Origin of the sequence: Peribacillus acanthi (genome assembly GCF_003073175.1) — a bacterium.
Lineage (GTDB): Bacteria > Bacillota > Bacilli > Bacillales > DSM-1321 > Bacillus_BN > Bacillus_BN acanthi.
In genome coordinates this window covers 15,084-28,740 of record NZ_QBBX01000018.1, presented here as the reverse complement: position 1 = coordinate 28,740, position 13,657 = coordinate 15,084, and the positions used below count along the sequence as shown (strand labels likewise).

The 13,657-nt window shown below is 37.1% G+C and carries 12 protein-coding genes; 7 read left to right on the top strand and 5 right to left on the bottom strand.

Annotated elements, in window-relative coordinates:
• The first annotated feature begins 6 nt into the window (after positions 1 to 6).
• Positions 7 to 618: an NAD(P)H:quinone oxidoreductase gene (gene wrbA, locus DBX25_RS16270; protein ID WP_108671849.1), complete on the top strand. Its 612-nt coding sequence runs from the start codon at positions 7 to 9 to the stop codon at positions 616 to 618.
• A 342-nt stretch (positions 619 to 960) separates the two neighbouring features.
• Positions 961 to 1,221, top strand: coding sequence for a GlsB/YeaQ/YmgE family stress response membrane protein (locus tag DBX25_RS16265; protein ID WP_108671848.1), 261 nt, complete (start codon positions 961 to 963; stop codon positions 1,219 to 1,221).
• 52 nt (positions 1,222 to 1,273) lie between these two features.
• On the opposite strand, the gene DBX25_RS16260 is transcribed toward DBX25_RS16265, so the two are convergent.
• Positions 1,274 to 2,182 (bottom strand): RluA family pseudouridine synthase, encoded by a 909-nt coding sequence (locus tag DBX25_RS16260; protein WP_338066688.1) that lies wholly within the window; start codon positions 2,180 to 2,182, stop codon positions 1,274 to 1,276.
• A gap of 390 nt (positions 2,183 to 2,572) precedes the next feature.
• Here DBX25_RS16260 and DBX25_RS16255 point away from each other — a divergent pair, with 390 nt between their 5' ends.
• Positions 2,573 to 2,995, top strand: a complete 423-nt coding sequence (locus DBX25_RS16255) for a DUF5365 family protein (RefSeq protein ID WP_108671847.1) — start codon at positions 2,573 to 2,575, stop codon at positions 2,993 to 2,995.
• Positions 2,996 to 3,111: 116 nt separating this feature from the next.
• Here the strand turns inward: DBX25_RS16255 and DBX25_RS16250 are convergent, their stop codons facing one another.
• Both DBX25_RS16250 and DBX25_RS16245 read right to left on the bottom strand, forming a co-directional pair.
• Positions 3,112 to 3,579, bottom strand: a complete 468-nt coding sequence (locus tag DBX25_RS16250; protein ID WP_108671846.1) for a thioredoxin family protein — start codon at positions 3,577 to 3,579, stop codon at positions 3,112 to 3,114.
• The gene (locus DBX25_RS16245; protein WP_108671845.1) at positions 3,576 to 4,013 is read right to left on the bottom strand and encodes a disulfide oxidoreductase; all 438 of its coding nucleotides are present in this window, start codon (positions 4,011 to 4,013) and stop codon (positions 3,576 to 3,578) included. Before DBX25_RS16245 ends, DBX25_RS16250 begins: the two co-directional genes overlap by 4 nt.
• A 98-nt stretch (positions 4,014 to 4,111) precedes the next feature.
• Here DBX25_RS16245 and DBX25_RS16240 point away from each other — a divergent pair, with 98 nt between their 5' ends.
• The 3 genes from DBX25_RS16240 (at position 4,112) to DBX25_RS16230 (ending at position 9,549) form a co-directional block, all read left to right on the top strand.
• Positions 4,112 to 5,797: a glycoside hydrolase family 13 protein gene (locus DBX25_RS16240; protein WP_108671844.1), complete on the top strand. Its 1,686-nt coding sequence runs from the start codon at positions 4,112 to 4,114 to the stop codon at positions 5,795 to 5,797.
• Positions 5,798 to 6,171: 374 nt separating this feature from the next.
• On the top strand, positions 6,172 to 7,683 hold the full coding sequence (locus DBX25_RS16235; RefSeq protein ID WP_108671892.1) for a bifunctional GNAT family N-acetyltransferase/carbon-nitrogen hydrolase family protein: 1,512 nt from the start codon (positions 6,172 to 6,174) through the stop codon (positions 7,681 to 7,683).
• A gap of 135 nt (positions 7,684 to 7,818) precedes the next feature.
• Positions 7,819 to 9,549 (top strand): phospho-sugar mutase, encoded by a 1,731-nt coding sequence (locus tag DBX25_RS16230; RefSeq protein WP_108671843.1) that lies wholly within the window; start codon positions 7,819 to 7,821, stop codon positions 9,547 to 9,549.
• Positions 9,550 to 9,766: 217 nt separating this feature from the next.
• On the opposite strand, the gene DBX25_RS16225 is transcribed toward DBX25_RS16230, so the two are convergent.
• Positions 9,767 to 10,006, bottom strand: a complete 240-nt coding sequence (locus tag DBX25_RS16225; RefSeq protein ID WP_108671842.1) for a YhdB family protein — start codon at positions 10,004 to 10,006, stop codon at positions 9,767 to 9,769.
• Between the two features lie 132 nt (positions 10,007 to 10,138).
• Here DBX25_RS16225 and DBX25_RS16220 point away from each other — a divergent pair, with 132 nt between their 5' ends.
• Positions 10,139 to 11,131 carry a M14 family zinc carboxypeptidase gene (locus DBX25_RS16220; protein WP_108671841.1) on the top strand — a complete coding sequence of 331 codons (993 nt, stop codon included), beginning with the start codon at positions 10,139 to 10,141 and terminating at the stop codon, positions 11,129 to 11,131.
• A gap of 49 nt (positions 11,132 to 11,180) precedes the next feature.
• Here the strand turns inward: DBX25_RS16220 and helD are convergent, their stop codons facing one another.
• Positions 11,181 to 13,499, bottom strand: a complete 2,319-nt coding sequence (gene helD / locus DBX25_RS16215) for an RNA polymerase recycling motor HelD (protein WP_108671840.1) — start codon at positions 13,497 to 13,499, stop codon at positions 11,181 to 11,183.
• Positions 13,500 to 13,657: the final 158 nt, after the last annotated feature.

The window sequence follows — 13,657 nt, the reverse complement described above, 5'->3', positions numbered from 1 at the left end:
GACAACATGACAGTAAAATTAGCCATTATTTATTATAGCTCTACAGGTACTAACTACCAATTATCAAAATGGGCAGAAGAGGCTGCGAAAGAAGCTGGTGCTGATGTAAAGGTATTAAAGGTAGCAGAATTAGCCCCTCAATCAGCTATCGATGCTAATGAGGCTTGGAAAAAACATATGGAAGAAACGAAAGATGTTCCCACTGCAACGTTAGATGACTTAGAATGGGCAGATGCTTATATCTTTAGCATACCTACAAGGTTTGGTAACGTCCCTGCACAAATGAAACAATTTTTAGATACCACGGGTGGCCTATGGTTTAAAGGGAAATTAGCAAATAAGGTCGTAAGCGCCATGAGCTCTGCAAGCAATGCACATGGAGGTCAAGAGCAAACCATTACGCATTTATATACGACAATGATGCACTGGGGAGCTATTATTGCTGCACCTGGATACACAGACCAAGTTACTTTTGCTGCAGGGGGGAATCCTTATGGAACAAGCGTGACCGTCGATCAACAAGGAAACATGGTTGAAAATGTAGAAGCAGCAGTGAAACATCAGGCGAAACGCACTATTACAGTAGCAGAATGGGTCAAAAAAGGGTTAACTCAATAAATCTTAAGGGAGAGGGAGCCGAAGTCGCTCCCTCTTTAGTTTATTAAGAAATGATATAGAACCACATTATAGGAGAATAGATTAGAGATTTAATGAAAATCCGGAAATCATATATTGATAAACGCTTTGATCAAATAAAAAGGTGAAACACGTTTTATTAAGATAATTTCCATGGACAACTTGTTACTTTACCCAATCTACATAACCTTTATTCATCTTGCAATGAAATTTATTTCTACATATTTTAGGTTTCGAGAATTAATATTGCGGGAAAGTATAACACTAAGAACACAAGCAATAATAACAATGCTTTAAGCATCAATCAAAAAGGAGGAATTCAATATGTTAGGATTTTTATGGGCATTAATTGTGGGAGGAATCATCGGTTGGTTAGCCGGGATGATCATCGGAAGAGATGTTCCATTCGGGATTATCGGTAATATCATTGCAGGTTTTATCGGTGCATGGTTAGGTTCATTATTATTTGGAACTTGGGGTCCTGATGTAGGAGGATTTGCAATAATCCCTGCATTAATCGGTGCCATTATCTTCGTTTTCTTACTAAGCATGATTTTCAGAGGCATGAGAAAAACGACACATTAATAAATGGAAAAAACGATCCTATTGTAACGGATCGTTTTTTTTGTTCCTCATTTTAACCCATTTTAGGGAAAATTGGAGGTTGATCAAGGAAAGGTGCATATACTTTAATGGGCTCTTCTGTAATAGGGTGAATAAATTCTAAGGTCAAAGCATGTAGAGCTTGGCGTTCAAATATCGGCATTCCACCATAAAGTGTATCACCTGCCAGAGGATGACCAATGGAACTTAAATGAACTCGAATCTGGTGTGTTCGTCCTGTATCAAGTTGGCATGAAATGAGTGTCATGTTTTCTGTTGGCATGTATTTAATCTTCTCGAAATGAGTCACAGCTGCTTGTCCAGATGGCGAGACACGGCGTCTGGAAGGGTGATGTCGATCTCTTCCTATCGGTTGATTTATGGTCCCTTTTTTTTGTTTTAAATGGCCATGCACTAAAGCTAAATAGGTTCTTTTCACTTTTCTTTCTTCTAACATCTTATCGAGCAAACTTCCAACAAAAGCGTGTTTTGCAAATAAAATTGCACCTGTTGTATCTTTATCTAATCGATGGATATGACGAACTTTCCTTACCTCGCCGTTAGATAGGCAATAAAATGCTACATAATTTAATAATGAATGGTTTTGTTCAGGAGATGAAGGATGTGTATCTGTGCCAGCTGGTTTATTTATAACAATAACGTGGTCATCTTCGTAAAGAACTTCTAGTTCATGAAAAGTCGGTTCTACTTCAGGTTTTTCTTCTGTAAAGAAAGGAAAGAGAATTCGATCTCCTTCGTTTAGGGTAGCCAACCAATTAGGTACATTACCGTTCACTAAAATTGATTTGCTCATTCTCCAGTCGTGTACTAATTTCTTAGGTGCTTTCCAGTAGTCTTTCAGTAGGCTCTCCAAATTATATTTATCCCATTTTTTGGGAACTGTTAACTCGGCGTAATCGCCTCTTATTTTATAAGAAATCAACGCATACACTTCCTTCAAATAAAAAATTTATTTCTTTCATTAAAAAAGTAGATATCCAATATAAGGAAATTAAGCTATTTTCTATGAATTTTACAGTCATTTTCCTTTAGTGGATTACTAATGTATCTAGTTATTGTAAACAAATATACAATTGAAGGGACTAAAGTTATATAAAACGTGGTTGGTGGGTATAATTACCACCCTACTTTTATAGTATTTATGTTATTCTAAAAAAGGTAAACAGAGTATTTAAAACTCATCGGAATATGCAGCAAAAAAAGCAAATAAGACAAACGGTATAAAAGGGGCAGTTTCTTTTTGCAAGCGCATGCAAGTCGATAGGTTATATAACAAAAATGGCTATTGGTCCAATTAAAAGGTGGGGTATTTGTGAAGATTGTATATTCTTCTACTCACGAGCAGGAAGAAGAGATTTCAACTCTTTTATCCTATGTTTATTCCAACATTCTTCCAAGATATTTAAGTGATAAGGAAATTCAATGTTATGAAAAAATGGGCGTCCTTCAGCATCCAAGTAAAAGTCCTTATTACTATGGCACATTAAAAGAAGCTTATCAAATCATGACGTGCTTGCAAACCATCATCTCTATCATCGAGAGAAAAGAAGTAGGAACAAACATAGATGATGAATCATTAGAAGAGTTGTATGTAAGAAATACGAAACAATTGGAGAGTTTTGGAGTATACATTCCGTTAGTATATTCCCAATATTCTTCTTTACATACTACTGATAAGGGAAAGGAAGAGGCTTTCTTTCTATTCACTGAACCAGCTAATTCCATGTTGATCTAAGAGGCAAACATGCACCTTTAGTGGTGTAATGTTTGTCTTTTTTTTGAGATTAAGATTAGCGTGGAAATAAGAGCATGAAAAATGAGGGTAACTCCAAACCGAGTTACCCTCATTAATTATTTCGTATTCTTTTCTAAGAAGCTCTGGAACTCTTCTTTAGGTTGATTTCCTACAATTCGAGCAACTTCTTTTCCATCTTTGAACTGTACAAGTGTTGGAGTAGACTCAATGCCGAAGTCATCCCAGCCCTGCTCAAATTCAAGAAGATTATATTGAACTACATCCACACCAAGGTCATCGGCTAATGGCATTAAGACTGGAGTTGCTGCTTTACAGTGAGGACAGGTTGAACTGAAGAAATAGACTGTCAAATCTTCTTTACTGTTCAGTTTTTCTTCCAATTGGTCAGGTAAAATCAAATTTTGATAATTAGGATCCTCTAAGAGGTCCGCTGTCGCAGGGTGCAAGGTGTCCTTGCCATATGGGTTATCTTTAGATTTAACTGAATTCTGCATCTTAGTAACATACGCAATACCTGCGAACAACACAATGATGATTGCCAAAAATATTAATACTTTTTTCATTTGTTTTGCTCCTTTCGGCTTTTCCATACAAGTAAGCTACAAGTAAAAATGATGATGAAGGCAGTAAAAGCAAGGAACGGAATGGTGATGAATCCTAGCCAGTTTATGTATTGTCCTGTACAAGGGACTCTACCACATGCTGGTGCTGCCTCTGCAATGAAAGATATTTTCTGCAAAGAATAATGGTACAAAGAAATCATAATTCCAATTGCTGAAAGCACCATCGTGTAAAAGGAGATTGCAAAATCCTTTTTCACAGTTGCAATGCCCAAAATTACGGCAAAAGGATACATAAGAATACGTTGATACCAGCATAGGACACAAGGCTCGTACTGACGGATTTCTGAAAAATACAGACTTCCGAACAAGGCCACAATCGATGCTCCCCATGCGATGAATAAAAGGTTTTCATCTCGTTTTTGTCGATTGCTCAAATTAATCCCACCTAATTGTTATTACTTTGAAATTATAGTATTTTAACAAAGTGAAGTAAAATCAAAGCAACTGAAAAATACATAAGGATGTGTCTAAATTGCGAACACAATGGTGGAAGGAAGCCGTCGTTTATCAAATATATCCTCGTAGCTTTATGGATTCCAATGGAGATGGAATTGGAGATATCAAAGGGATTACATCAAAGCTAGATTATTTAAAAGAATTAGGTATTGATGTTGTTTGGCTTTCACCTGTTTATCAATCTCCCAATGATGATAATGGGTATGATATTAGTGATTACCGAAACATCATGGATGAATTCGGTACGATGGAAGATTGGGAAGAAATGCTCGCTGGCATGCATGAGAGAGGCATCAAATTAATGATGGATTTGGTCGTGAACCATACGTCTGATGAACATGCTTGGTTTATTGAGTCAAGAAAATCTAAGGACAATCCTTACCGAGATTACTATATTTGGAGACCAGGTCATGAGGGAGAAGAACCGAATAACTGGGAATCCGTATTCAGTGGTTCGGCTTGGAAATATGATGAAGCAACGAATGAATACTTCTTACACCTCTTTTCAAAAAAACAACCAGACCTGAATTGGGAAAGCCCAGTCTTAAGGAAAGAAATATATGAGATGATGAAATTTTGGCTTGATAAAGGTATAGATGGATTCCGAATGGACGTCATCAATTTCATTTCAAAAGTGGAAGGACTACCATCCGCACCCGCACAAACTGGGAAAAAATATGCCTCTGGACACGAGTACTTCATGAACGGCCCTAAGATACATGATTATCTTCAAGAAATGAACCGTGAAGTTCTTTCGAAATATGACATCATGACAGTAGGGGAAATGCCTGGGGTCACTCCTCAAGAAGGTATCCTATACACAGGGGATGATCGACAAGAACTGAATATGGTTTTCCAATTCGAACATATGGACATTGACGGTGGACCAGGTGGAAAGTGGGATTTAATCCCCTTCAATCTAGTGAAACTGAAGAATATCCTAACTAAGTGGCAGGTGAATTTGCACGGTAAAGGCTGGAATAGCTTGTATTGGAATAATCATGACCAACCAAGAGTGGTTTCGCGTTTTGGGAACGACGAAGAATATCGTGAGCTTTCAGCGAAGATGTTAGCAACTTGCCTGCATATGATGGAGGGTACTCCTTATATTTATCAAGGTGAAGAATTAGGAATGACGAATGTGAAGTTCCCATCCATTGAAGACTATAAAGACATTGAAACTTTAAATATGTACAAAGAAAAAACGGAACAACTCGGGGAAAATCCTGAAAAATTGATGGCGTCTATCTATGCAAAAGGAAGAGACAATGCTCGTACCCCAATGCAATGGAATTCGTCTGAACATGGAGGATTTACGACGGGTACACCTTGGCTGACAGTGAACCCTAACTTTACAGAAATCAATGCCGACAGCGCGATAGGTGATAAAAAATCTGTTTTTCATTATTACAAACGTTTAATTCAATTAAGAAAAGAAAATCAAATCATGGTCTATGGAAAATATGAAATTTTATTAGAGGACCATCCACACATATATGCATATCTTCGTCGTTATCAAGATGAGTTATGGCTCGTGGCGACAAACTTCTCCAGTTCAGAACAAGAATTTGAAGTTGAGTTGGATGAAACATGGGATGATTACACTCTTATCATTTCTAATTATGATTCAATTGATGAGAAAGAGAATCCAGTATCGTTTACCTTACGACCATGGGAAGCTCGAGTTTATAAATTAAAATAAAATCAAATCTTAAAGGCTGTTTTGTTGGAGTTACCTTTACCAATGAGTAAATGTAGCATTTCAAGGGACAGTCTTTTTTTTTTGCTATTATCTTAAAGTTTGTAGTTAAGTGAGATATTTCTTTAACTATCTGAGTTGATTGTAGCTCCAAAGGTAGTGCCAGGAGCGGGAATCAACGGATAAACTTTATATTCTTCAGACAGATTTATCCGAAAAGAGCAATTTATTTTGATTTGAAACAAAATATAAGAATTGTAAATACTACATATTATGAATACTGAGATAGGTTTTAAAAGTTTTCTTCAGGTTAAATACCTAATGAAAAGGAGTGAAAGCTTGTGTCAAACCTGGATTTACATAAATTTGAAAAAAAGATGATGATTCGAAATATAAAACATGAGGATATTGATGACATTATCGCTTTACAGGCAATCTGCTTCCCGGGGATGGAACCATGGAAGAGAACTCAATTGGAAAGTCATTTAGAAATTTTCCCTGAAGGTCAGTTTTGTGCGGAATATGACGGGGAAATCATTGGATCATGTTCTAGTTTAATTATCAACTTTGACGAATACGATGATCGCCATACTTGGGATGATGTAACAGATGGTGGGTACATCACGAACCATGATCCTGATGGCTATAACCTTTATGGAATTGAGGTCATGGTCCATCCAGGGTATCGAAGAATGAAAATAGGTCATCGACTTTATGAGGCGCGTAAAGAGCTCGCCAGGCAATTGAACTTGAAAAGTATCATCATAGGTGGACGTATTCCGAATTACCATAAACATGCTGACGAATTGTCACCTAGGGAGTATGTAAAGGAAGTGTCCTTACATAAAATTTATGATCCTGTACTTAGCTTCCAATTGTTGAATGGTTTTACACTAATGAGGATTAATCCAAATTATTTGCCTGATGATAAACAATCCAATAAATATGCCACCCTTATGGAATGGAATAACTTCGATTATCATCCAAAGACAAACAGGCACTACCGGACTTCTCAGCCAGTTAGAATTTGTGTGGTCCAGTATATGATGCGTCAAATTACATCGTTTGAGGATTTTGCGAATCAAGTGGAGTACTTTACTGACGTCGCATCTGATGCAAATGCTGACTTTGCGGTGTTTCCAGAGCTATTCACCACTCAGCTCATGTCATTTTTAAATGAACGATCCCCAAGTATGGCAGTACGAAAGCTGGCTGAATTCACTGAGCAGTATATTGAATTATTCACAACACTAGCTGATCGATATAATGTAAACATAATAGGTGGATCTCATTTTGTTAAAGAAGATGACGATAATATTTATAATATCGCGTATTTATTCCGACGAGATGGTACCATTGAAAAGCAATATAAAATCCATATTACACCTAATGAACAAAGATGGTGGGGGATCAGTCCAGGAGACACTGTAAAGGTATTTGATACGGACTGTGGGAAAATTGCCATTCAGATTTGCTATGACATTGAGTTTCCTGAAATGGCCCGTATTGCGACAGATCGAGGAGCTAAAATAATATTTACTCCCTTCTGTACGGAAGATCGTCAAGGATATCTTCGCGTAAGATATTGTGCTCAGGCGCGTGCTGTAGAAAATCAAATATATACAGTCATTTCAGGGACTGTAGGGAATCTTCCGCAAACAGAAAACATGGATATCCAATATGCCCAGTCAGGAATTTTTGCACCATCGGACTTTGAATTTGCCCGTGATGGAATTGTAGGAGAAACAAATCCAAATATTGAGATGGTCTTGATTGGGGACGTGGATTTAGAAATATTGCGACGTCAACGACAATCTGGTACAGTGAAACAATTGAAGGACCGAAGACACGATATTTACAAAATTCAATATCGACAAGGTAAAAAATAAAGAAATGACAGGCTGCTTATTGTACATGCGGCCTGTCATTCTTCTGTTTGATTTATACATAATATTCAAAGGGATATCCAGGTCACGTATCGAATTATTTTAGAAAATGGAAGTTATGAATAGGAGTGAAGAGAAATGAGTTGGAAGCAAACTGCTGAGAGATGGGGAAACAATGAAGGTCTAGATAAAGAATTGAGCGAACTGTATTCTAAATTGAAAAATGATGAAAAAGGTTTAGAAGATGCCTTTTATAAAAATCTTGAATTTGGTACAGGTGGTATGCGGGGCGAGATAGGTGTCGGTACAAACCGTATGAATGTCTACACCATCCGTAAAGCGTCTGTTGGTCTTGCTCACTATATCTTATCCCATGGAGAAGAAGCGGTACATAGAGGAGTAGTTATTGCTTATGATTCACGCCACAAATCACCTGAATTTGCTTTAGAAGCAGCTAAAACTCTAGCTAGTGAGGGTATTAAAGTGTATCTCTTTAATGAACTTCGACCTACGCCGGAGCTATCTTTTGCTGTTAGGTACTTAAATGCGTATGCAGGAATCGTGATTACGGCTAGTCACAATCCTCCAGAATATAATGGTTATAAAGTTTATGGACCTGACGGAGCGCAGTTACCACCAGGACCAGCTGATGAAGTCATCAAATATGTAAATGCGATTGAAGACGAGTTGGCTCTAGAGGTTGAAGAAGAAGCAGTATTAAGAGAAAAGGGATTAATTATTGAAATTGGGGAGCAAATCGACCAAGCATATAATCAAAAATTATTAACAATTTTGGAGAATCCACAGCTCGCCAATTCTTCAGATATAAAAATTGTATTTTCGCCATTACACGGTACTGCGAATAAATCAGTAAGAAATGCTCTTAAGAGTATGGGGTATCAACATGTGACAGTAGTGGAAGAACAGGAGTTACCAGACCCGAATTTTTCAACAGTGACTTCACCTAATCCTGAGGAGCATGAAGCCTTTGAGTTAGCTATTAAAAAGGGTGAGGAAATAGGGGCAGATATTTTGATTGCCACAGATCCTGATGCTGATCGCTTAGGTGTTTCTGTCAAAAATCTTGATGGAGAATATGTGGTGATGACAGGGAACCAGACAGGTGCGTTATTATTGGATTATATAATTTCATCCAAAAGTGAAAAAGGAATGCTTCCTGCTAATGGAGTGGTTTTAAAAACGATAGTAACCTCTGAGCTTGGTCGAGTGATAGCAGATCATCATAATCTTACAACGGTTGATGTATTAACTGGTTTTAAATTTATCGCTGAAAAAATGAAAGAGTATGAACAAACAGGGGAGCATACCTTCTTATTTGGGTATGAAGAAAGTTATGGATATCTAATTGGAAACTTTGCTCGAGATAAAGATGCGGTCCAAGCAGCGATTCTTGCAGTGGAAGTGTGTGCTTATTATAAAGAAAAAGGCATGACGATGTACGAAGGATTACTAGAAGTTTTCGAAAAATACGGTTTCTTCCTTGAAGGCTTACGCTCGCTAACGTTAAAAGGAAAGGAAGGTGCAGAGCAAATACAATCTATTCTTTCCGATTTCCGCAGCAAGCGACCGTTACAATTGGCTGGACAAAAAGTTGTTAAGATTGAGGATTATTTAACAAGTACACAATACGACTTAGTCAATTCAACAGACCAAGCCATCCATCTTCCGAAATCAAATGTTTTAAAATATACTCTTGAGGATGGAACATGGATTTGCCTTCGTCCTTCTGGTACTGAGCCTAAAATTAAATTCTATTTTGGTGTTCGAGGTAAAACAATGGAAGAGGCAGAGCAAAAACTAGCTACCTCTACAGAGGAATTCATGAGATTGATTCAAGAGTTGATATAAATGATTTAAGAGGGTCCAATTGACGGGACCCTCTTTTTATCGTGTAATTTAGCTTCAACGTCTAGTACAGACATACAGGGTGTGATGGCGTCAGTGTTCGCCACAGGGTGTGACGGAAATGTGCTGACGTTTCTTCCTTGCAAGGTGCTTACGCGTTTTCCATAGTCCCGCAACGAATGGTTAAGAATATTTTTTGGAGCGAGTACAGACTCTATAATTAACCGTGCAATGCGACTCCTGGAAAAGTGGATTCTGCAGCATGGTCAAGGTAACGAAGTAAATCATATAGCCTGTTTTGAATTAGCTCATAGTCCTTTTCAAAACGGTAGGCGTGAAGGAAAAGCTCAATTTTTTTCGATAAAAACTGATCCTTTGTACGAACCATTAGGATCAATAAATTGTCCCATTCAGATCGATGGGTATAATACAACGCTCTATCGTAATCGGTGTTATTCATGTTGTCTCCTCCTTACTAGGAGTTGTTAATAGTGTGAGTTAGGAAGGAGGAAAGATTTCATTGTAAAAGTTGGTCATATTGATGTATCGAGGATGTGGATTATTACCAGCATAAAATGTAGGGGGGAAGAGATTGAAGAAATTCATCATATTCATTTTACTACTACTGCAGCCCTTTATTGTTCATGCTCAAGTAATTAATACATCTAATACATATAGCTATAGTGATATGACAAAAGACCTTAACGAATTAGTTAAAAAATATCCGGAAGCATTACAAATAGAGTCAATTGGTAAAAGTCATTTTGGAAAGCAACTATGGGGAGTAAGGCTTGGAAAAGGGAAAAACACGATACTTTTGATAGGTGCACACCATGGTCGTGAATGGTTTACTACTTTAATGCTAATGAGAATTTTAGAAGAGTATGCGAAATCTTATCAATACAGGAATAGTTTTGAAGGCTACGATAGCGGTAAACTCGATGAGATATCTCTATATATTGTGCCAATGCTAAATCCAGATGGGGTCACAATACAGCAAGGAAACTTATCCAATTTAAATTGGAAGAGTAAATGGGAAATATTAAAAATGAATGGTTTTTCACCTAATTTCACTAGATGGAAAGCAAATGGAATTGGCATTGATTTAAACAGGCAATATCCTGCGGGATGGGAAGGTTTAGATCAAGATGTGACACGTCCATATTACCAGTTTTATCGAGGGAAGAAGCCGGTTGCCACAAAAGAAACCATTGCGATGGTAAACATCACTTATAAGCTTAGTCCATTAATGGCTGTTGCTTATCATACTACCGGGCAAGAAATATATTGGTATTACCACAATAAGGTGGAAAATATTGAAAGGGATTTCTCGATAGCTAAGAAAACAGCTACAATGACTGGCTACAAACTAGACCTGCCTGATGAAGGAGCGGTGGGAGGAGGCTACACGGATTGGTTTATAACTACTTTCCAAAGACCAGCTTTAACGCTGGAATTGTGTAAATTGATAGAAAATCGACATCCTCCTTTATCAGAATTTGAAGAGGAATGGGAGAGAAACAAATTGATTCCATTTATGCTATTAGAGGAAATAGGTCGTACTGCTAATAAAGACGGGAAATAAATCAGAAAAAATGCCGGAATTTGGTGAAAATCCCGGCATTTTATAATTATCATTTTTTCAAAATATAATTATCTTGAGGTACTTTAGACCAGAAAGGAGTTATTGCACTTCTGCTAAACACGTGTAATTCATGCATAGCACGGGTACAAGCTGTATAAAACAATTTTCGTTCAAATTCCTTTCCATAGACTGCTTCAGATGCGTCATAAATGATTACTGCATCGAATTCTATTCCTTTAGCCATATAAGAAGGTAAAAGTATAACTCCTTTATCAAAGGAACGTGCTTCTTGATCCACTAAGATTAGATCCAGTTTATCCTTTAATGCTCCATAGGCTTCTCTACATTCTTGCACGGTCTTACAGATGATAGCAATCGTGGCATGACCGTGAGTTCTGATTTCTTCTACACAAGAAATGATTTCGTTAGAATGTTCATCATTTATATTTGTGATAGTTAATGTAGGCATTAATCCATTTCGGTTAAAAGGTTCAATATTTTCTCCATCATCAATAATCCATTTTGTTACATTAACAATTTGTTTTGTAGATCGATATGTCCGAGAAAAGTTTATTGCGTCATGTTCTATTGAAGAAAAAAAGTCACCATTTAAAATGGAGTCATTATTTAAACTATGTGCGTAGATCGCTTGGTTACGGTCCCCTAAAATTGTCATTCGCGCAACAGGGAAGAGTTGTCTAAAATAAGCAAATTGAAATGGAGAATAATCTTGTGCTTCGTCTATGAACAAATGCCGGATTGGTGTCGGGTAAACTTTTCCGATTAATCGGTCAATTAAGTATAAATATGGGGCAGTATCTTCAAATGGAAGTATTCTATTTTTCATTTTCTCAATGCTAACTAAGCAAGCTTTTTTCCATTTTTCAGGATGAGGGGGCAGGTTAAATGTCCAGCGCAAGAAATCAAAATAAATTTCGGTTGTCTTTAAAAATTTTAAGCTTTTTACAGCAGAGTAAAGTGGTTTAAAGGCACGTTCTGTAACCATCTTGTGCAAGTACATTTGTTCATTGTCATAATTAGCAAAGTCATCATCATTTTGTTGATGTTTTTGTACATGTTTATAGGCTTCCAAGTAATCTTCTGATTGGAGTAATTCAACTTCTTCCTGTACCCAATTTTCATTTAATGCTTGTTCTTCTAGTCTTTTTAAATTACGCAACAACCATTTTGCTGTATTTCGTAATCGATCTGAAATCGGCAGTGAAGTCTTTGATTGATAAAAATAATTAAGGATTTCAATAGATGATATTAATGTTTGACCTCTAAATAAGATTGATTTGAAATGTATGCCTGAACTATTTAGAGTGAGAATAAATTCATCCAATTGCTTTTGGAAATCCATACTTGCTTTAATACGTATAGAAGTAAGACGTTCATCCGCTTTGGCTGGGGAAGTTAGAATTTCTTCCAATTGAGAAAAAGGACCTTCGATTTCAAAACTGCTGCCAAGTCGGTTGTTTACATATTCTTGGTACGTCAGCTGTTGCATATTTTCTTCTCCTAGCTCAGGCAGGACAGTTGAAACATAGCTCGAGAAAAGCAAGTTAGGAGAAAACAACAGGATTTGATCAGCATCCAACTTACTTCGATATCTATATAGGAGGTATGCAACCCTCTGAAGAGCAGCGGATGTTTTGCCGCTACCAGCTACACCTTGAACAACCAACATCTTACTAGTTGTATTACGAATAACCGCGTTTTGTTCCCTCTGAATGGTGGCAACGATATTTTTCATGGCTGTACTTGATGAATCCCCTAAGACCTCTTTAAGGAGCTCATCCCCGATGCTGATACTGCTATCAAACATGCTTCTTAAGCTACCGTTTTTAAATAAGTATTGCCTTTTTAAAAGGAGATTACCTGTAATGGTCCCGCCAGGTGCTTCAAATTTGGCTTTTCCAAGTGGATAATCATAGAACATACTAGAAATCGGCGCTCGCCAATCATGGATTAAAAAATTCTCTCCCTTTTCATCCATGAGAGCAGCTATTCCAATGTATATATCCTCTATAGTGGAATCTCCATCTTCTTGAAAGTCGATTCTTCCGAAATAAGGAGAGGACTTAATATGTTCTAATCGCTTTTGGTTAAGTTGATGATGTTTATGGCTGCGTTCTCGTTCTGCTAATAGTTCAGCCCTTTGTTTAATGCTATGATAAGTTTCAATAATTTCGTTAAAATTATCAACATTGACCGTCACATCATCCCAGAAAGTTTTCCGCATATCAATAATATCTTCTTTGATTTCACCTAGATTTCCAGATAGGTGATAAACTTGTTGATCAATGGCATTTAAAACTTGTTGCAACCGTTTGGTTTCTTCAATCCAATCTTGCTTTTTTTCCATTAAGGCATCACTCCTGAAAAAAAATTTGACAACAAGGTATTTCGTGTTGTATGATAAAGTAGGAAATATATAAATCTGTTTATTCACACAGATGCAGTAACCCTCTAACTTTACCATTTAACAGGTGAAAGTTCAAGGGCTATTTTTGTTTATAAAGA